This window comes from Methylobacterium adhaesivum, from assembly GCF_022179065.1.
GTDB classification, from domain to species: Bacteria; Pseudomonadota; Alphaproteobacteria; order Rhizobiales; family Beijerinckiaceae; genus Methylobacterium; species Methylobacterium adhaesivum.
In genome coordinates this window covers 207,043-225,341 of the sequence record NZ_BPQD01000003.1, presented here as the reverse complement: position 1 = coordinate 225,341, position 18,299 = coordinate 207,043, and the positions used below count along the sequence as shown (strand labels likewise).

The window sequence follows — 18,299 nt, the reverse complement described above, 5'->3', positions numbered from 1 at the left end:
CGATGCGAGTGGCCCGCCCTTTCCGACCTTGCGACGGACGGTAGACCCATGGCACGCGCACTCATCTTCCCCGGACAGGGGAGTCAGGCCGTCGGCATGGGCAAGGCCCTCGCCGAGGCCTTCCCGCAGGCCCGTGCCGTGTTCGATGAGGTCGATGCTTCGCTCGGCCAGAACCTGTCGCGGCTGATGTTCGAGGGGCCGGCGGAGGAGCTCACCCTCACGGCCAACGCACAGCCGGCCCTGATGGCGGCCGCCATGGCCGCCCTGCGGGTGCTCGAGGCCGAGCGCGGCCTCGATCTCAAGCGGGACGTGGCCTGCGTCGCCGGGCATTCGCTCGGCGAGTACACGGCGCTCGCCGCCGCCGGCACCTTCTCCATCGCGGACGCGGCGCGTCTGCTGCGGATTCGCGGCGAGGCGATGCAGGCGGCCGTGGCGCCGGGCGCGGGGGCGATGGCGGCCCTCATCGGCGCCGAGATCGAGGCGGCCCGGGCCATCGCGGCGGAGGCGGCGCAAGACGCCGTGTGCGACGTCGCCAACGACAACGGCGGCGCCCAGGTGGTGCTGTCGGGAGACAAGGCCGCCGTGGAGCGGGCCGTGGCCCTGGCGCAGGCGAAGGGCATCAAGCGCGCGGTGATGCTGAACGTCTCGGCGCCGTTCCACTGCCGCCTCATGGCCCCGGCGGCCGAGGCCATGCGCGCCGCCCTCGCGGAGGTCGCCATGCACACCCCCGTAGTGCCGGTCTACGCCAACGTACTGGCCGCCCCGATCAGCGACCGCGACGCCATCCGCGACGCCCTCGTGGCCCAGGTCACCGGCACCGTGCGCTGGCGCGAGAGCGTCGCCGCCATGGCGGCCGGCGGCATCGACCTGTTCACCGAGGTCGGCACCGGCAAGGTTCTCACCGGCCTCGTCAAGCGCATCGCGGCGGGGGCCTCGGCCGGCGCCGTCGGCACTCCCGACGACGTCGCCGCGTTCCCCGCTTTCGTAAGGTAGGCTCTCCCATGTTCGATCTCACCGGCCGCAAGGCCCTCGTCACCGGCGCCACGGGCGGCCTCGGCGGCGCCATCGCGAAGGTGCTCCACGCGCAGGGCGCCACCATCACGGTGTCGGGCACGCGGCGCCCGGCCCTCGAGGCTCTCGTCGCCGACCTCGGCGGCGAGCGCCTCCACATCGTGGAATGCGACCTCTCCGACAAGGCAGCCGTCGAGGCCCTGGTGCCGGCGGCGGAGGCCGCGATGGGCGGCCTCGACGTGCTCGTGAACAACGCCGGCATCACCCGCGACAACCTCGTGCTGCGGATGAAGGACGACGAGTGGGACGCGGTGATCGCGGTGAACCTCACGGCGGCCTTCCGCCTGTCGCGCGCCGCCGTGAAGGGCATGATGAAGCGCCGCCACGGCCGCATCGTCAACATCGGCTCGGTGGTGGGCACCACGGGCAATCCGGGCCAGGTGAACTACGCCGCCGCCAAGGCCGGATTGGTCGGCATGACCAAGGCCATGGCGGCCGAGGTCGCCACCCGCAACCTCACGGTCAATTGCATCGCGCCGGGCTTCATCACCTCGCCGATGACCGACGCCCTCAACGAGAAGCAGCGCGAGGGGATTCTGACCCGCGTGCCCATGAACCGCCTCGGCACCGGCGACGAGATCGCCGCCGCCACCCTGTATCTCGCCTCCGACGAGGCCGGCTACGTCACGGGCCAGACGCTCCACGTCAACGGCGGCATGGCGATGGTGTGATCCGTCATCGGCGGCAAGCTTTGCTGCACCGCACACCCGAAAAACACGCCGGCGGCGCGAAAAAGCCACGGCGCTGAACGGGTTGTGAACCGGGCCTCGCCAGCACCGGAACCCTGTGTTAACACCCCGCCTGCCGTGCGAGGGGGGTTGACGGTTCGGCGTGTTGCGGAGATTCCCATAACGACGCGGGCCCGAGTCGCGGCCCGCCCGAAACGCGCGCGAGCGAACACACCGGCCGCATCCGAGACCAGCACACACGGTCGCGGGCCGGCGGCCACGGCGACACCATCACGACTCTTGAAGAGCTAAGGACCAAGACCGATGAGCGATATCGCTGAGCGCGTGAAGAAGATCGTTGTCGAGCACCTCGGCGTGGAGCCGGAGAAGGTGGTCGAGGGCGCGAACTTCATCGATGATCTCGGCGCCGACAGCCTCGACACCGTCGAGCTCGTGATGGCGTTCGAGGAAGAATTCAACGTCGAGATCCCCGACGACGCCGCCGAGACCATCCAGACGGTCGGCGACGCGGTGAAGTTCCTCGAGAAGAACTCCGCTTAACTTCGACGCGACGAGGCGCCGGAAGCGGGGTCGTACACGACCCCGCGCGCCATTCGTTTCAGGACGGGACCGGTTCGGGATAGTGCGATGCGGCGGGTAGTGGTGACGGGTCTGGGCATGGTGACGCCGCTGGCCAGCGGGGTCGAGGCCACCTGGAGCCGGTTGATCGCCGGGGAGTCGGCGGCGAAAGCCGTGACGGCGTTCCCCGTCGACGACCTCGCCTGCCGCATCGCCTGTTCCGTGCCGTTCGGGAACGGCAGCGACGGCACCTTCGATCCGGACGCCTGGATGGAATCGAAGGAGCAGCGTAAGGTCGATCCGTTCATCGTCTACGCCATGGCGGCCGCCGGTCAGGCCCTCGACGACGCCGACTGGCACCCGACCTCCCATGAGGATCAATGCGCCACGGGCGTGATGATCGGATCGGGCATCGGCGGCATCGGCGGCATCTACGACGCGTCCGTGACCCTGCACGACAAGGGTCCGCGCCGGATCTCGCCGTTCTTCATTCCCGGGCGGATCATCAACCTGGCGTCCGGCCAGGTCTCCATCGCCCACGGCCTCAAGGGCCCGAACCATTCCGTGGTCACCGCCTGCTCGACGGGCGCGCACGCCATCGGCGACGCCGCCCGGCTCATCCAGTTCGGCGATGCCGACGTGATGGTGGCGGGTGGGGCCGAATCCCCGGTGAACCGCCTCGCGCTCGCGGGCTTCGCCGCCTGCCGGGCCCTGTCCACCGGCTTCAACGACGACCCGACCCGGGCGTCGCGCCCCTACGACAAGGACCGCGACGGCTTCGTCATGGGCGAGGGCGCCGGCGTGGTGGTGCTCGAGGAGTACGAGCACGCCAAGGCCCGCGGCGCCAAGATCTACGCCGAGGTGGTGGGCTACGGCCTCACGGGCGACGCCTACCACATCACCTCGCCGGCCCCGGACGGCGACGGCGCCTTCCGCTGCATGAGCGCCGCCGTGAAGCGCGCCGGCATCCAGGCCTCCGAGATCGACTACATCAACGCCCACGGCACCTCGACGCCCATGGGCGACGAACTGGAGCTGAAGGCCGTGGAGCGCCTGCTCGGCGACGCCGCGCCCCGCGCCGCCATGTCCTCCACCAAATCCGCCATCGGCCACCTACTGGGTGCGGCCGGCGCCGTGGAAGCCATTTTTTCCGTTCTCACCATCCGCGACGGGGTTCTGCCGCCGACCCTCAACCTCGACACCCCCTCCGTCGAGACCGCCATCGACCTCGTGCCGCACGAGGCCAAGCGCAAGCGCGTCGATGTCGTGCTGTCGAATTCGTTCGGGTTCGGCGGGACGAATGCGAGCTTGGTGATGCGGCGGGTGGATTAGAGCAAGTGCCCTCATGGAATTGAGATGATAGAGAAGAGATTTCAAGTATTTGTTAGCTCTACCTTTAAAGATTTGATAACAGAGCGGCAAGAAATAACTCAAGCCCTATTGGAGCTCGACTGTATTCCATCTGGAATGGAGCTATTTCCCGCAGCAAACGAAGATCAATGGACATTGATCAAAAAAGTTATTGATGATTGTGATTACTACATAGTTATTATAGCTGGAAAGTATGGATCTCTAGGACCAGACGGTATCAGCTATACAGAAATGGAATATCGGTACGCACTCGATAAGCAAAAGCCAATTATTGCATTTTTACACAAAGATACAAGTACATTGCCCGCCAATAAAACGGAGGCCGGCATTTCAGAACGCGAAAAATTACAAAAATTTAGGACACTGGCGCAGAAAAAAGTTGTCAGATTTTGGGAAAACCCCACCGAGCTTGGATCGGTAGTAAGCCGAAGCCTTGTACAGTTAACAAAATCCACTCCGGCAATAGGCTGGGTACGCGGAGACAATGTCCCAGATGAGTCTGCCGCGCAAGAAATACTCAAATTACGCAAAATCATTGATAAATTAGAGAAAGAAAAAATAGAACGCGCTCATGCCGCCCCAGCTGGAGCAAGCCTATTATCTCAGGGAAAAGACAAAATTCAAATCGAATGCAGTATTTCTTACTATATTAGAGGCGATATATTTGCACAATCAGAGGAACTCAGCTGGGAAGTTTTGATCGATTGGGACACAATCATTGCTGCTGTAACGCCATCGCTTATTGATGAAGCCAATGAAGGCACAATGCGCGCTCGAATAAATGATGCCTTATTCGGCTATGATTATCATAATATGAAAAAAGACGAAATACTATCAAAGCATCACATTGACAGCACCAAAATAACCACTAAATCGTTCGAAACCTGCCTTGTACAACTAGTTGCTCTTGGAGTTATATCCAAAAGTACAAGAAATAGAAGCATTAAAGATAAAACATCTTATTGGAAATTGACAGACCACGGCGAAATGCTCATGTACAAGCTTCGTGCAATACATAAGAACACTTCAGAAACCATACAAAATCCGTAGCTTCCGCGAAAATCTCGTAATTTCCCCAGCAAAATATGCAGAAGTTTCTAGCTGTTTGACGCTGCTCATCCGACAATCCCCATTTCGCCACAAAACCGACTAAGCTCGCGCGCCAAAAGGCCCGCCCTTCGCGCCCGCCCCGGTGTCGCGCGAGAACGCCCCGTGCGGTAAAAGCAGCCGGGGAGGGGGCCCTGAAGGCCCGCACAGGATCACCATGTTCTTCCGCAAGCGCCCGACCCCCGAGCCCGTGCCGGCCGCCTCCGAGGAGCGGGCGTTGCCCCAGCGCCTGTCGCCGCGCAGCCCGAGCGAGGCGATCAAGCCCACGGCCGCGCCGCCCCCGCCCGACCTGCCGCCGCGCCGGCGCGGCGGGCTGCTCGCCACCGTCTCCGGGCTGTTCACCCTGTCGGTGGTGCTCGCCATCGGGGTGATGATCGGGCTGACCCTGTTCGAGCGTCAGGTAAAGGAGCCGGGGCCGCTCCCCGCCGACAAGGTGGTGGTGATCTCGCCCCGCTCCGGCACCACGGAGATCGCCCAGGCCCTGACCCGCGAGGGCGTCATCACCCACACGGCCCTGTTCGAGTGGGCGGCCCGCTTCAGCGGCAAGGCGCTGAAGGCCGGCGAGTACACGTTCAAGGCCCATGCCAGCATCGGTGAGGCCATCGACACCCTGGCCTCGGGCCGTCAGGTCCAGCACGCCGTCACCTTCCCCGAGGGGCTGACGAGCGAGCAGATCGTGGCGCGCCTCAACGAGAACGACATCCTCACGGGCGACATCAACGAGATCCCGCCCGAGGGCGCGCTCCTGCCCGACACCTACAAGTTCGAGCGCGGCGCCACCCGCCAGCAGATCGTCAACCTCATGCGCACCAAGCAGCGCGAGGTCCTGGCCGACATCTGGAAGCGCCGCTCCGCCGACATCCCGGTCAAGACCCCGGCCGAGATGGTGACGCTGGCGTCCATCGTCGAGAAGGAGACCGGCCGGGCCGACGAGCGGCCCCGGGTCGCCGGCGTGTTCGTCAACCGCCTCAACAAGCGCATGAAGCTGCAATCGGACCCCACCATCGTGTACGGGCTGGTGGGCGGGCGCGGCACCCTCGGGCGCGGCATCCAACGCGGCGAGATCGAGCGCGCGACGCCCTACAACACCTACGTCATCGAGGGCTTGCCGCCCGGCCCCATCGCCAATCCGGGCCGCGCCGCCCTGGAGGCCGTGGCCAACCCGTCGCGGACGAAGGACCTGTTCTTCGTCGCCGACGGCACCGGCGGCCACGCCTTCGCCGAGACCCTGGAGGGCCACTCGCGCAACGTCGCCCGCTGGCGGCAGGTCGAGCGCGCCCGGCAGGCCCCGACCCCGGACGCCGCCGTGGACAAGGTCGAGCCCACCCCGGACCCCGGCCGGGCCTCCGCCTTCGCCCCGGCCGAGGGCACGAACTTCGCTGGCGGCGGCGACCCCACGGCGCCGCGCTCCAAGGCCTTCGACGCCTCGGAGGGCACGCGCCTCGACCCCCTGCGCAACAAGACCTTCGACCTCAATTCGCCGAAAACCGTGCCGGTGCTGAAGCAGCCGTGAGGGCGGGGCGCGCGCGTTGACGGGAGTCGGCATCGCCAGGGCGATGTCACGAGCGCAGGACGGATCGGCGTAGACCGCGATGGCGCTCCCTCTCCTGAAAGGAGAGGGCTGGGGTGAGGTGTGTGACCTCTCCGGAAAACTCACACACCTCACCCTGTCCCTCTCCTTCCAGGAGAGGGGACCCGCGCCGCCGACGGGATGCGTGAAGACGGTCGCCAGGGACCGGGAAACGCCTCCCTGCACGCTCACCCGGTAGCCACCCGGCCGGATGCGGGGCATTGTCCGGCGAACTCGGTCACAATCGGTCGCATACCAGCATGATCCTCTCCAGCATGACAGGATTCGCCCGGGCCACGGGCACCACCGGGCCGGTCCAATGGGCCTGGGAGGTCCGCGCCGTGAACGGACGCGGGCTCGAGGTGCGCCTGCGGGTGCCGAACGGCTACGACGCGGCTGGGGAGGTCGCCCGCACCGCCCTTCAGAAGACCCTGGCGCGCGGGCAGTGCCAGCTCTCCCTCACCCTGTCCCGCCCCGACACCGCGCCGCGCATCCGGATCAACGAGGCGCTGCTGGCCGACCTCGCGGCGGCGGTGGCCCGTGTGCCCCTGCCCGAGGGCGTCGCGCCCGCCACCCTCGACGGATTGCTGGGGCTGCGCGGCGTCGTCGAGGCCGACGAGGATGCGAGCCTCGACGCCGACGCCCTCGCGCGCGACCTCGCGGACGGGGTGGTGCGCCTCGTCACCGACCTCGTGGAGGCCCGCCGCGCCGAAGGCCGGCAGCTCAAGGCCATCATCGAGGGCCAGCTCGCCGAGATGGCCCGCCTGACCCGCGCCGCCGAGGCGTGCCCGGCCCGCCAGCCCGAGGCCGTGCGGGCGCGCCTCGCGGCCACGGTCTCGACCCTCATCGCCATCGGCACCCTCGACCCCGACCGCCTGCACCAGGAGGCGGTGCTCCTCGCCGCCAAGGCCGACGTGCGGGAGGAGCTCGACCGCCTCGGCGCCCACCTCGCCAGCGCCGCCGACCTCTTGGGGCAGGGCGGCCCCATCGGCCGCAAGCTCGATTTCCTCGCCCAGGAGCTCGGGCGCGAGGCCAATACCCTGTGCGCGAAGGCCGGCGACATCACGCTGTCGCGGATCGGACTCGACTTGAAGGCCGTGGTGGAGCAATTCCGCGAGCAGGTTCAGAACGTCGAATAGGTTTTTCTCCATGCAGGCCACGGGCATCGCGCGGCGCGGGTTCATCCTCATCCTGTCCTCGCCCTCGGGTGCCGGCAAGACCACCCTGACGCGCCAGATGGCGTCCGATCAGAAATGGGGGCTCGACCTCTCCATCTCGGTGACCACCCGCCAGCGGCGCCCGTCCGAGATCGACGGCAAGCACTACAACTTCATCGACCGCGAGGCCTTCGAGGCCCTGCGCGCCGCCGACAACCTCCTCGAATGGGCCGAGGTGCACGGCAACTTCTACGGCACCCCGCGCCGCCCCGTGGAGCGGGTGCTCGGCGCCGGCCGCGACATGATCTTCGACATCGACTACCAGGGCACGCGGCAGGTGCGCACGAAGCTCACCCAGGACGTGGTGACGGTGTTCATCCTGCCCCCCTCGCTCGCCGAACTCCGCCACCGCCTCGAGCGCCGGGCCGAGGATTCGTCGGACACCATCGAGAAGCGCCTCGCCAACGCCCGCCTCGAGATCCAGCGCTGGAGCGAGTACGACTACGTCATCGTCAACGACGACCTCGACGACGCCTTCCGCAGCCTCGAAGGCATCCTCGTGGCCGAGCGCCTGAAGCGCGAGCGCCGCACGGGCCTCAGCGCCTTCGTCGAGAGCCTCCTCGCCGAGCCGAATTAGGCAGACGGCATCACCGTGGCGCGGCGCGCCTCCAGCATCTGCCAGGCGATGAGGGCCGGCACGCCGAGCACCACGTCGGGCACGCGCTTGGCCAGGGACAGGGCCAGCGCCGTGCCCGGATCGAGGCCGAACAGACCGCCGAGCAGCACGAAGCCGCCCTCCTGCACCCCGAGCCCGCTCGGCACCGGGAACGCCGCCGACTTGATCGCCTGACTCAGGGCCTCGATCACCAGGATCTCGGTCCAGCTCACCTCGGCGCCGCCGATGCAGGCGAGCGCGATCCAGATCTCGGCGGCTCCCATCCCCCAGGCCAAGAGGTGGAGGACGAACCCCGCCGCGAGGTCCCGGCGCCGGCCCGGCGCCCAGATCGCGTCCAGCGCCGCGTACACCCCGCCCGGCGCGCCGTCCGATGGGGCCACGGCCGCGCCGGCCCAGCGGCGCATCCGGTCCGTGCACCGGCGCACGACGGCCCGGGCCGCGCCGCTGCGCTGGACCGCGAAGAACGCCGCGACGAGCACCGCCGTCACCGCCAGCGCCCCCGCCGTCCACGTCGCCAGGGCCTCGGCCGTGCCGCCGCCGACCCGCGTGAGAAGCCCCACACCCAGGAGCGCGAACAGGCCTTGGGTCGCCACCTGCAGCAGCATGTCGACGAGGATCGAGGCCGCGGCGAGCGACCCCGCCACGCCCCAGAACGTCAGCAGGCGCCCCCCCACCACGTCGCCGCCCACGGACGCCACGGGCAGCAGGACGTTGATGCCCTCCCGCACGAAGCGCAGGATGAGGAACGCCCCCGCTTCCACCCCGGCGAGCCCCCGCAGGAGCCGTCCCCAGGCGACCCCGCACAGGGCGACGACGACGCCCCGGACGAGGACGATGCCGATGAGGCCGAGGGCGCCGATCCGCCCGAACGCATCGGCCACCGCGTGGAGATCGTGCGTCACCACGAGCCAGATGCCGAGGGCGAGGCCGAGCACGGTGCCGAGAAGCGGCAGCCGCCGCAGGATCGCCCGGCCGATCCGCCGTCCTCCGGTGCCGGGCGCGGTCATTCGGGGCGATTCCGCTGGATGGTGACGCCGGAAACGAGCTTCATCGCGGGCCCCGCCAGCCTTCGGTCTCAGGGGATGCGCGGTCCGGAGCCATCGTCCTCCGGCGCGCCGGGCGGCGTTAGCGCGGCTTTGGGGCCGAAATCGGGGAGGAGGGCGTCGAGGATCGCCTGACGGTCCCCGGCCGGATCGACGAGGGCGATGCGGCCCCGCGCCAAGCTCGCCGTCGTCGCCACCGCGACGGCGCGCTTCGGGCACGGGCCGAGGCACCCGACCTCGACGAGGCGGGGCTTCGCCATGCGCTCCTTCGACGATCCAGCGCGCTCCTTCATGGCGCGCTTGAGAACGCTGCGGAGGGCCCCCTTCGGCAGCCCCTGGCGCTTGGCGCATTTGGTACAGACGAGCACGACAGCGTCGAACTTCGCTCGGGCGTAGCGGATCTTCTCGGGCCCGGGCGGCGCCGTCTCACGAACCTTGATCTTCTTTCCCCTGGCACTCTCTCCGCGCGCCTGGGTATCGGCGCGCGCCACGTCTGTCCGGTCTCGTTTCATCGGGTTCCCTGAGGGGTGGCGCCTCTTACCGCGTCCAACCGGCCCACGCCTTAAAAAGGGCCGAAAAAAGCGGGACTCGGCAGGTCAACGGCATGGCGTCGAAACGGCTCCGCGTCGCGCCGGGCGCGCGCTGCGGGGTCGCGCTCGCGCGCCGAGCCTCCAGGAACCCGATGTGATGAATGTCGACGAGGTCAAGCAGTCGGAGCGCCTGCGCGGGGTGATCGACCTCGCCCTGCGGGCGGTGCCCGATCTGCGGCGCAACGCCGAGACCGTGGAACCGATCCCGGCCGGCCGGGCACCGGCCTTCCTGCGCAAGGCGGGCGAACGCCTCGACTGGCGACGACTGCCGGGCCTGCGCCCGGCCTCCTCGAAGCCGCCCAACCTCATCGGCGACCTGATCCGCAACTTCAGCGTGTTCGTACTGCTGCCGACCCTGCTGCTGGCGGTCTATTTCTACGGCTTCGCCTCGAACCAGTACATCGCCGAAGCGCAGTTCACCGTGCGCGGCAATGTCGAGCCCATGGAAGACGCGTCGGTGGGCCAGTTCGCCGACTTGGTGCAGAAGCACAACAGCCAAGACAGCTTCATCGTCAAGAACTACATCCAAAGCCAGACCCTCGTGACCAAGATCGAGGAAACGCTGAAGATCTCGGCGATGTTCTCCCGCGACGAGGCCGACTTCTGGAGTCGATTCCGGCCGCCGCAGCCCATCGAGGAACTGACGCAGTACTGGCGCAAGCACGTGATCGCGCGCATCGACGTGATCTCGGGCATCATCACCCTGACGGTCCGTGCCTTCACGCCGGAAGACGCCCTCGCCATCTCGAAGGAGGTGATCGCCCGCACGGAAGTGCTAATCAATCAGATCTCCCGGGCGGCTCAGGCCGACCTCGTGGCGCACGCGGAGTCCGATGCCGTTCGCGCCCAGACCCGCCTGCGCGAGGCCCACCTCGCCCTGCAGACCTTCCGCAATCGCTGGGGCATCATCGATCCGATCAAGGCGGCGGAAGCGACGCTGACGACCCTCGGCAGCCTGCGCAAGGACCAACTCAAGGCCGAAACGGATCTGCAGGTTCTGCGTGGCTCGAATCTCGACGAGAAGGCCCGCAGCATCCAGACCCTGGTGGCCAACCTCGCGGCGATCCAGCAGCAGACCAAGCGGCTTCAGGAGCAACTGACCACGGAGGGGCTCACGGGCACCGATCCGTCGAACAACATGACCCGGGCGCTCCTGGAATACGAAGGCCTGCAGGTCGAGAAGACCATCGCGGGCAAGCTGAACGAATCGGCCAATCTCATGGTCGATCGCGCCCGTGTCGCGGCCACCAAGCAGCAGATCTTCCTGGCGACCTTCGTGCCCCCGGATCTGCCCCACGATTCGCTTTATCCGCGCCGGGGCTACAGCGTCCTCGTGGGCTTCTTCTGCTTCCTGGTGCTGTGGAGTTCCCTCGCGCTCATCGTGGCGGGCCTGAAGGACCAGCGTCTGTAGAAGCGTCTCGCGGAGGTTCCAGGCTCCCCTCGCGTCAAATCCGGAAACCCATGTCCGAATTCGCCGATCTCGTCGCCCGTGCCGTCAACCCGTCCATGACCCGGGAGGCCCGGCAAGCCGTTTACGTCGTCGTCAAGGAGGCCGTGCAGCGTCTCCAGGCCCGTGACGGAATGACGGCGGACGATCCACGCATCGCCCTGCAGCAGCACCTCGTCGAGGAGACGATTCGCGATGTCGAGGCCGACATCGCCCGATTCATCTCCCTCGAGAAGCTCGAGCGGGCCCACGCCGCGCAGGTGGCCGACGAAGCGGCGCGGAACCGCTGACGCGTTGATCACGCCCCGTCACGGGGCCCGCGCTTCCACCGCTCATCCGGACGGAGACGACGGTCCGGATGAACCAAGCTTTCGCGATCGCGCGAGCGCCGTCATCACGAGACCGCCGTGATCACGTGTCCTGCCGCCGCGCGGGCACCTCGGTGCACCACACGATCTCGGAGCAAGAGCCGACGGTGAGCGAAGTCCCGCGCGGATCCTTCAGCCGTAAGTCGCCGAGGGGCGCACGCTGCCGGGCTCGACCACGCTCATGCCGGCATCGACGTACTCGTTGAGCTTGTTGCGCAGGGTCCGGATCGAGATGCCGAGGATCTTGGCGGCATGCGTGCGGTTGCCGAGGCAGTGGTCGAGGGTCTCGAGAATGAGTTCACACTCCACCTGCGCCACCGTCTGCCCGACGAGGCCGCGAGTGGCCGCCTCCGCGACGCGCGCGGCGCGCTCGGCCGGGCCGGCCACGGGCTCGCCGATGCTCTCCCCTTCCGGCGTCAGGATCGCCTCCGGACCGATCTCTGGACCGGACGCGAGCAGCACCGCGCGGTGCAGGGTGTTCTCGAGTTCGCGCACGTTGCCGCGCCACGGATTGGCGGACACGAGGGCCTGCGCCTCGCGGCTCAGGGGCCGCGCAGGCAGGCCGTTCACCTCAGCGTATTTGCGGGCGAAGTGGCCGGCGAGTTCGAGGATGTCGCTGGGGCGCTCGCGCAGTGGCGGCAGCTTCAGGTGCACGACGTTGAGGCGGTAATACAGATCCTCGCGGAACGTGCCCTTGCGGACCTCGTCCAGGAGGTTTCGGTTCGAGGTCGCCAGGACCCGGATATCGACCTTGACCGGGGCGGAGCCGCCGACCCGGTCGATCACCCGCTCCTGGAGGGCGCGCAGCAGTTTCGACTGCAGCCGCACGTCCATCTCCGAGATTTCGTCGAGGAGGAGCGTACCGCCGCTGGCTTCCTCGAACCGGCCGATGCGGCGCGCGACGGCCCCGGTGAAGGCGCCCTTCTCGTGACCGAACAGTTCGGATTCGAGGAGCGCCTCGGGGATGGCCGCACAATTGACGCTGACGAACGGCTTGGCCGTGCGGTTCGACTTGCTGTGGACGTGGCGGGCCAGCACCTCCTTGCCGGTACCGCTCTCGCCGGTGATGAGCACGGAAGCCTCGGAGCGGGCGATCTGCTCGGCCATCCGCACCACCCGCTCCATGGACGCGTCGCGCCAGACGAAGGCACGACCGTCCTCGGAGACCGCCTGCAGCACCGCCGCGATGAGGTCCGGATCCGGCGGCAGGGGGATGTATTCGCGGGCGCCCGCCTGGATCGCCGCCACGGCCGCCCGCGCATCCGTGGTGATGCCGCAGGCGATGACCGGGGTCCGAATGCGTTCGTCGACGAGGGCCGTCACGAGTTCACGGATCGGCAGGCCCACATCGATCATGATGAGATCGGCGCCCTTGGCGCGCAGCACCGCCAGCCCCTGCGGCAGGTTCTCAGCATTCGTAACGGCCGCACCCCGGTTCATGGCGATCCGGGACGCGGTGACGAGTTCGCTGTTGAGACGACCGATGATGAGAAGCCGCATGACTCAAGGTCTCCGTATCGGGGCCTCGCGCGGGCGCGCGGCGGGCCGGGAAAGGTCAGTGGTCGTTCTTGATGATCTCGGTCATCGTCACGCCGAGGCGCTCCTCGACGAGAACGACCTCGCCACGGGCGACGAGACGATTGTTGACGAAGATGTCGATGGCCTCGCCGACCTTGCGGTCGAGCTCGAGCACGGCGCCGGGCTGGAGCCGCAGCAGGTCGCCGATGGGCATCCGCGACGAGCCGAGGACCGCCGAGATCACCACGGGCACATCGAAGACCTGCTCGAGATCGGCGGCACTCTTCGGGGTGGTCGGCGCCTCACGGATGGATTCGGTGCCGAGCCCGTCGAAGGAGGCATCGGTTCCGTTGAGCTGCGGCAGGGTGAAATCGTCGGACATGGCGAGGCTTTCTGAAAGATCAGGCGGAAAGGCCGAGGGCTTTGAGCACGGCGGCTTCGATACGGGCGCGGTCGCGCACCACGCCGCCGTCGGCCCATTCGATACGGGCATCGCCCGGGACGAGGTCAGGTTCGCCCAGCACCACGAGGCGGCCCTCGAAACCGCGCTCGCGGGCCAGGCGCTTCACCAGGGCTTCGGCGTCGTCGACGAGGCTCTCGTGGACCCGCACCACGAGGTGCGGCACGCCGCGCAGATGCTGGAGCGCGGAGCGGGCCGCGTCGCCGATGGCGGTCAACGGAAGGGCATCGAGGGCTTCCCCCGCGATGCGGCGGCCGAGGGTCACGGCGAAGGTCATGGCCTGCTCCTCCCGCTCGGTATCGCGGGCATCGAGCTGGCCGAGCAGCCCGGCGGCGGCGAGACCGAGGCGTGTGAGCGCATCGGCCATGCGGGCCTGCGTCTGCATCTCGGCCTGGGCGCGGCCCTCCTGCACACCCTGGGCGTGAGCCTCGGCCAGCGCCTGGGCGTGAGCCAGCGCCTGGGCCTCGGCTTCGGCCTGAGCCGCCTCGTCCTTGGGGGGAGGGGGGCTGGCCGGACGGGGCCGGAATTCCGTGTCGAACAGGAAGGGGCGGGCGCTCAATAGACCAACTCCTCTTCGCCGCTCGACTTGGCGATCATGATCTCACCCTTCTCGGCCAGTTCCTTGGCGAGTTCGGTCATCTTGGACTGGGACTCGTCCACGTCCTTGAGCCGGATCGGCCCGAGCCCGCTCATCTCGTCAGTGATGTTCTTGGCCGCACGGGTGGACATGTTGGACAGGAAGAAGCTGCGCACCCGCTCGTTGGCGCCCTTCAGGGCCCGGCAGAGAGTCTCGTTGTCGGTCTTGCGCAGCAGGGTCTGCACGCTGCCCGGATCGAGCTTGAGCAGATCCTCGAAGGTGAACATGAGCTGGCGAATCTTCTTCGCCGAACCGCGATTGGCTTGGTCGAGGGCCGCGAGGAAGCGGCCTTCGGTCTGCCGGTCGAAGGCGTTGAAGACGTCGGCCATGAGTTCGTGGGCGTCGCGGCGCGTCGTCTGGGCAATGGTGGAGACGAACTCGGTGCGCAGGGTCTCCTCGATGTGCCGCAGGGCCTCCTTCTGCACGGTCTCCATGCAGAGCATCCGGTTCAGGACGTCGATGGAAAAGTCTTCGGGCAGAATGGTCAGAACCTTGGCGGCGTAGTCGGAGCGGACCTTCGAGAGCACCACCGCCACGGTCTGGGGGTACTCGTTGCGCAGGAACGAGGCGAGGATCTCGGGATCGATCTGGGTCAGACTCGCCCAGACGCGCTTCCCCGACGCGCCCTTGATCTCGGCCATGATTGTCGAGACCTGGCTCTCCGGGAAGATCTTGAGCAGCAGCGACTCGGTCCGCTCGAAGTTCGACGAGATGCCGCCCCCCGAGGAGAGACGCGCCACGAAATCGATCATGAGCTTTTCGACGGTATCGGCCTCGAGGGAGCCGAGTTGCACCATGGCCTGCGAGACCTTCTTGACCTCGTCCTCCTCGAGCATCTGCCAGATCGGCGCGCCCTCGGTTTCGCCGAGCAGAAGCAGCAGGGCGGCGGCGCGCTGGATGCCGCCCATCGAAGTGTACGTCAGCGCGCCACCCGTGGCCGCGACTTCCGTGCTGAGGTTCATACCTGAGGACATGGCCTCAACTCCCTAGGGCAACGTCTGTGGAAAGAGGGGGGATCGGCGGATCTCAGGGCTCGTTGATCCAGTTGCGCAGGACCTCGACGGTCTCGTTCGGACTGGCGCGGACCATATCGACCACGCGCTGGACCGCCTCGGTCTGGATCTGACCATTGACCTGGGCGAAGTCGACGAGGCGGGCGGTGGTGTTCTCACGCGGCGTCAGCGCCAGGGCCGGATCGGAGGCCGGGCCGGTCACCAGGGCGACGGGGCCGGGCTCGGTGTCGAGCATCTTGCGCAGGAGCGGGCGCACCACGGACAGCAACACGATGAGGGTGAGCATGGCCAGCACCGTCAGTTCGACGATGCGCATCACGTCCTCCCGCGACTGGGGCATCAGCGACTGGAGCAGGCTCGGCTCGGCGACCTCGGGCAACGCCGGGGTCTCGGCGAACCGCAGATTGACCACCTCGACCTGGTCGCCGCGCGCCTTGTCGAAGCCGATGGCCGTCCGCACCAGGGTTGCGATGCGCTCGACCTCGGCCGCCGGACGCGGCTGGTAGGTCGGCCGTCCGTCCGTTCCCGGCACGTAGGCGCCGTCCACGAGGACCGCAACGGAGAGCCGCTTGACCCGACCACCCTCGGCCACTTCGGTCCGGGTCACCCGCGAGATCTCGTAGTTGGTGGTCTCCTCGTTCTTGTTGCTCGAGTCCTTCTGGGCCGGGGGGGCCGGAGTCTGGTTGGCGCCCGGCAGCTCGTTGCCGACGGTCACGGCCCCTTCGTTTCCGGCCGTCAGGGAGTTCTCGTTGCGGGTCTGCGTGGAGCGCACGACGCGGCTCTCGGGGTCGAAGCTCTCCGAGCGGCTCTCGATGCGGTTGACGTCGAGTTCGGCGTTGACCTGCACCCGAGCGCGGCCGGTCCCGACGACGCCGGCGACGATCTCCTCGATCTGCGCCCGCAGGCGCCGCTCGATGCCGACCTGTTTCTCCTCCATGCCGAGGCTCTTGTCGGCTTCCGCATCGCGGGCGCCGTCGGCGAGCAGGCGCCCGCGCTCGTCGACGATGGACACGCGGTCTGGCTTGAGCCCTTCCACCGCCGAGGCGGTGAGGTGGCGGATGGCACGGACCTGCCCCTGGTCGAGGTCGCCCATGAGCTTCAGGACGATGGCGGCGCTCGGCGTCTCGCGATCGCGCTCGAACAGGCGCCGCTCGGGGATGACGAGGTGGACCCGCGCGGCCTGAACCCGGCCGATGGCCCGGATGGAGCGGGACAGTTCGCCCTCGAGCGCCCGCAGATGGTTCACGTTCTGGACGAAGTTGGTCGACGAGAAGGCATCGCCCTTGTCGAAGATCTCGTAGCCGACGCCGGCCTGGCTCGGCAGTCCCTTGCCGGCGAGATCCATGCGCAGGCGGGGTAAATCGGCACGCGGCGCCATGATGGTCTGACCGGCATCGCCCTTGGCCTCGTAGCGGATACCGCGGGTGTCGAGTTCGCGGATCACCGCCGAGGAATCCTGAATGGACAGGTCTGCGAACAGCACGCCCATGTCGGGTTTCGAAACCCGCAGGATTACGAAGGCGAAAAAGCCAATGAGGGTCATGGTGACAGCGGCCATGGCGGTCAGCCGTGCCGGACCCATCTTCGTCACCAGTTCAAGAACCGACTTCACGGCGCGACGCCTCCACCCGAGCAAACGTGACGGATCGCCCGTCCCCACCCGGCAAGTTTTGCCCATATCGTGGTTAGCGACCGGTTAACGTCCGTTAGGATCGGCCCCAAAACGGGACAGGAATCCGGAACGCGAAAAGACCGCGCCCCGGGGAGGGCGCGGTCTTTCGAAGGGAGTGCCGTGTAACTTTGTCTTTCGTACCGCCCGCCTCGTCCCCGTCGGGGCAGAGGATCCGGTGGATGCTTCGAGCGGGCAGGCGCCCGTCTCGGAGTGCCTCACAAATCTCCCGACCATCGCCGGTCCTCGCTCTGGGCCCGGCGGCGCAGCGGGAGTTGTGTGAGAGACACTCAGTGGCGGTAGTGCTGGATCCGAGTCGTTCGCAGCCCCGCAAGGCCGTGCTGGTCGATGGAGAACTGCCAGCTCAGAAACTCCTCCGTGGTGAGGGTATAGCGCTGGCAGGCTTCCTCCAGGCTCAGCAATCCCCCCCTCACGGCGGCGACGACCTCAGCCTTTCGGCGAATAACCCAACGCCGAGTGGTTGTCGGCGGCAGATCGGCAATGGTTAACGGACTACCATCAGGCCCGATGACATACTTAACTCTCGGGCGGCTCGGTTCGGTCATGATACGCTCTACAACTCGACTGACCTGTCGAATTTGGAAGCTACTCGTGCCCACTTAAAATATCTTGAAGCCAAAGGATCACATCTGAATCGTGCCCACGCTCATGTGGACAACCCCGATCCGATGTTCCGGACACTGCTGATCGGAACCCGTGCGGAGCCGATGAGGAGCACCGGCGAGGTGCCGCTGAGGTCGACGCCGTCGACCTTTCCGGTGACCTGCGTGGCGACCGTCACCGCCGACCCCGTGGCGTCGCGGGCATCGACCTGGATCGTGTACGTGCCGACCGGCGCGTTCATGCCCGTGGTGGAGAGACGTCCGTCCCAGACGTAGGACTGGGCACCGGCGGTCAGGGACTTGCTCTGGCTCGCCACGACGTTGCCGTTGGCATCCTTGATCGTGATGGTCGCCTGGGTGGCGGCCTTGGACGGGTTCAGGGTCCAGGTCGCCGATCCGTCGGCCAGATCCGCCGTCTTACCGTCGGACGTCACCGTCTGGCCGATGAAACCCGTGGCCGAGGCCGTGCTGGAGGACTTGGCGTTGTTCAGGATCGCATCGAGGCGGTCGTTGGACTTCAGCTGCTGCTCGACGCCGGCGTACTGGACCAGCTGCTGGGTGAACTGGTTGGTGTCCATGGGGTCGAGGGGGTTCTGGTTCTTCAGCTGCGTGGTCAGCAGGGTGAGGAACTGCGTGAAGTTGCCCGCGATCTCCTGAGACGAGGTCTTGGTGGCGGAACTCGCCGTGGTGGTGGCGCCCGTGACGCTGCTGATGCCGGTTGACATGATGGAG

General features: G+C 67.3%; 19 protein-coding genes. 10 read left to right on the top strand and 9 right to left on the bottom strand.

What is annotated here, in order from left to right:
* Positions 1 to 48: 48 nt before the first annotated feature.
* The 8 genes from fabD (at position 49) to gmk (ending at position 8,160) form a co-directional block, all read left to right on the top strand.
* Entirely contained in the window at positions 49 to 993 is a 945-nt protein-coding gene (gene fabD / locus MFF01_RS04805; protein ID WP_238222522.1) for an ACP S-malonyltransferase, read from the top strand.
* A gap of 8 nt (positions 994 to 1,001) precedes the next feature.
* Positions 1,002 to 1,742, top strand: coding sequence for a 3-oxoacyl-[acyl-carrier-protein] reductase (fabG, locus tag MFF01_RS04800; RefSeq protein WP_238222521.1), 741 nt, complete (start codon positions 1,002 to 1,004; stop codon positions 1,740 to 1,742).
* A gap of 321 nt (positions 1,743 to 2,063) precedes the next feature.
* Positions 2,064 to 2,300 carry an acyl carrier protein gene (locus MFF01_RS04795; RefSeq protein ID WP_018044468.1) on the top strand — a complete coding sequence of 79 codons (237 nt, stop codon included), beginning with the start codon at positions 2,064 to 2,066 and terminating at the stop codon, positions 2,298 to 2,300.
* 87 nt (positions 2,301 to 2,387) lie between these two features.
* A complete protein-coding gene (fabF, locus tag MFF01_RS04790) occupies positions 2,388 to 3,650 on the top strand; it encodes a beta-ketoacyl-ACP synthase II (RefSeq protein ID WP_238222520.1) in 1,263 nt (420 codons plus the stop codon).
* 24 nt (positions 3,651 to 3,674) lie between these two features.
* Positions 3,675 to 4,739: a DUF4062 domain-containing protein gene (locus MFF01_RS04785; protein ID WP_238222518.1), complete on the top strand. Its 1,065-nt coding sequence runs from the start codon at positions 3,675 to 3,677 to the stop codon at positions 4,737 to 4,739.
* Positions 4,740 to 4,953: 214 nt separating this feature from the next.
* Positions 4,954 to 6,309 carry an endolytic transglycosylase MltG gene (gene mltG / locus MFF01_RS04780; protein ID WP_238222517.1) on the top strand — a complete coding sequence of 452 codons (1,356 nt, stop codon included), beginning with the start codon at positions 4,954 to 4,956 and terminating at the stop codon, positions 6,307 to 6,309.
* A 317-nt stretch (positions 6,310 to 6,626) separates the two neighbouring features.
* Positions 6,627 to 7,505: a YicC/YloC family endoribonuclease gene (locus MFF01_RS04775; protein WP_238222515.1), complete on the top strand. Its 879-nt coding sequence runs from the start codon at positions 6,627 to 6,629 to the stop codon at positions 7,503 to 7,505.
* Positions 7,506 to 7,515: 10 nt separating this feature from the next.
* The gene (gmk, locus tag MFF01_RS04770) at positions 7,516 to 8,160 is read left to right on the top strand and encodes a guanylate kinase (RefSeq protein ID WP_238222514.1); all 645 of its coding nucleotides are present in this window, start codon (positions 7,516 to 7,518) and stop codon (positions 8,158 to 8,160) included.
* Here gmk and MFF01_RS04765 read toward each other — a convergent pair.
* A complete protein-coding gene (locus MFF01_RS04765) occupies positions 8,157 to 9,206 on the bottom strand; it encodes a lysylphosphatidylglycerol synthase domain-containing protein (protein ID WP_238222513.1) in 1,050 nt (349 codons plus the stop codon). The two genes, gmk and MFF01_RS04765, sit on opposite strands and share 4 nt — an antisense overlap.
* A gap of 68 nt (positions 9,207 to 9,274) precedes the next feature.
* Positions 9,275 to 9,733: a hypothetical protein gene (locus tag MFF01_RS04760; RefSeq protein WP_238222512.1), complete on the bottom strand. Its 459-nt coding sequence runs from the start codon at positions 9,731 to 9,733 to the stop codon at positions 9,275 to 9,277.
* Positions 9,734 to 9,929: 196 nt separating this feature from the next.
* Between MFF01_RS04760 and MFF01_RS04755 the strand changes: the two genes are divergently transcribed.
* On the top strand, positions 9,930 to 11,243 hold the full coding sequence (locus MFF01_RS04755; RefSeq protein ID WP_238222511.1) for a KpsE/RkpR family capsule polysaccharide export protein: 1,314 nt from the start codon (positions 9,930 to 9,932) through the stop codon (positions 11,241 to 11,243).
* Positions 11,244 to 11,293: 50 nt separating this feature from the next.
* Positions 11,294 to 11,569: a hypothetical protein gene (locus MFF01_RS04750; protein WP_238222510.1), complete on the top strand. Its 276-nt coding sequence runs from the start codon at positions 11,294 to 11,296 to the stop codon at positions 11,567 to 11,569.
* Between the two features lie 210 nt (positions 11,570 to 11,779).
* On the opposite strand, the gene flbD is transcribed toward MFF01_RS04750, so the two are convergent.
* The 7 genes from flbD to MFF01_RS04715 all read right to left on the bottom strand — a co-directional run bounded on the left by flbD (position 11,780) and on the right by MFF01_RS04715 (position 18,292).
* On the bottom strand, positions 11,780 to 13,147 hold the full coding sequence (gene flbD / locus MFF01_RS04745; RefSeq protein WP_238222509.1) for a sigma-54-dependent transcriptional regulator FlbD: 1,368 nt from the start codon (positions 13,145 to 13,147) through the stop codon (positions 11,780 to 11,782).
* Between the two features lie 55 nt (positions 13,148 to 13,202).
* Positions 13,203 to 13,547 (bottom strand): flagellar motor switch protein FliN, encoded by a 345-nt coding sequence (gene fliN, locus MFF01_RS04740; protein WP_238222508.1) that lies wholly within the window; start codon positions 13,545 to 13,547, stop codon positions 13,203 to 13,205.
* Positions 13,548 to 13,566: 19 nt separating this feature from the next.
* The gene (locus tag MFF01_RS04735; protein ID WP_238222505.1) at positions 13,567 to 14,184 is read right to left on the bottom strand and encodes a FliH/SctL family protein; all 618 of its coding nucleotides are present in this window, start codon (positions 14,182 to 14,184) and stop codon (positions 13,567 to 13,569) included.
* Positions 14,181 to 15,224, bottom strand: coding sequence for a flagellar motor switch protein FliG (fliG, locus tag MFF01_RS04730; RefSeq protein WP_373319651.1), 1,044 nt, complete (start codon positions 15,222 to 15,224; stop codon positions 14,181 to 14,183). Before fliG ends, MFF01_RS04735 begins: the two co-directional genes overlap by 4 nt.
* Before the next feature lie 64 nt (positions 15,225 to 15,288).
* A complete protein-coding gene (gene fliF / locus MFF01_RS04725) occupies positions 15,289 to 16,887 on the bottom strand; it encodes a flagellar basal-body MS-ring/collar protein FliF (protein WP_238222500.1) in 1,599 nt (532 codons plus the stop codon).
* Between the two features lie 347 nt (positions 16,888 to 17,234).
* Complete coding sequence (sciP, locus tag MFF01_RS04720) at positions 17,235 to 17,510, bottom strand: CtrA inhibitor SciP (RefSeq protein ID WP_018044452.1); 276 nt, start codon at positions 17,508 to 17,510, stop codon at positions 17,235 to 17,237.
* A 101-nt stretch (positions 17,511 to 17,611) separates the two neighbouring features.
* The gene (locus MFF01_RS04715; protein ID WP_238222499.1) at positions 17,612 to 18,292 is read right to left on the bottom strand and encodes a flagellar hook assembly protein FlgD; all 681 of its coding nucleotides are present in this window, start codon (positions 18,290 to 18,292) and stop codon (positions 17,612 to 17,614) included.
* Positions 18,293 to 18,299 lie beyond the last annotated feature (7 nt).

Bases quoted from the DNA above. Each gene is read 5' to 3' on its own strand.
- fabF (WP_238222520.1), top strand. From the start codon at position 2,388: ATGCGGCGGGTAGTGGTGACGGGTCTGGGCATGGTGACGCCGCTGGCC.
- MFF01_RS04750 (WP_238222510.1), top strand. From the start codon at position 11,294: ATGTCCGAATTCGCCGATCTCGTCGCCCGTGCCGTCAACCCGTCCATG.
- gmk (WP_238222514.1), top strand. From the start codon at position 7,516: ATGCAGGCCACGGGCATCGCGCGGCGCGGGTTCATCCTCATCCTGTCC.
- flbD (WP_238222509.1), bottom strand. From the start codon at position 13,147: ATGCGGCTTCTCATCATCGGTCGTCTCAACAGCGAACTCGTCACCGCG.
- MFF01_RS04715 (WP_238222499.1), bottom strand. From the start codon at position 18,292: ATGTCAACCGGCATCAGCAGCGTCACGGGCGCCACCACCACGGCGAGT.
- MFF01_RS04775 (WP_238222515.1), top strand. From the start codon at position 6,627: ATGATCCTCTCCAGCATGACAGGATTCGCCCGGGCCACGGGCACCACC.
- fliG (WP_373319651.1), bottom strand. From the start codon at position 15,224: ATGAACCTCAGCACGGAAGTCGCGGCCACGGGTGGCGCGCTGACGTAC.
- mltG (WP_238222517.1), top strand. From the start codon at position 4,954: ATGTTCTTCCGCAAGCGCCCGACCCCCGAGCCCGTGCCGGCCGCCTCC.
- MFF01_RS04755 (WP_238222511.1), top strand. From the start codon at position 9,930: ATGAATGTCGACGAGGTCAAGCAGTCGGAGCGCCTGCGCGGGGTGATC.
- sciP (WP_018044452.1), bottom strand. From the start codon at position 17,510: ATGACCGAACCGAGCCGCCCGAGAGTTAAGTATGTCATCGGGCCTGAT.
- MFF01_RS04785 (WP_238222518.1), top strand. From the start codon at position 3,675: ATGATAGAGAAGAGATTTCAAGTATTTGTTAGCTCTACCTTTAAAGAT.
- fliN (WP_238222508.1), bottom strand. From the start codon at position 13,547: ATGTCCGACGATTTCACCCTGCCGCAGCTCAACGGAACCGATGCCTCC.
- MFF01_RS04795 (WP_018044468.1), top strand. From the start codon at position 2,064: ATGAGCGATATCGCTGAGCGCGTGAAGAAGATCGTTGTCGAGCACCTC.
- fabG (WP_238222521.1), top strand. From the start codon at position 1,002: ATGTTCGATCTCACCGGCCGCAAGGCCCTCGTCACCGGCGCCACGGGC.
- MFF01_RS04765 (WP_238222513.1), bottom strand. From the start codon at position 9,206: ATGACCGCGCCCGGCACCGGAGGACGGCGGATCGGCCGGGCGATCCTG.
- fabD (WP_238222522.1), top strand. From the start codon at position 49: ATGGCACGCGCACTCATCTTCCCCGGACAGGGGAGTCAGGCCGTCGGC.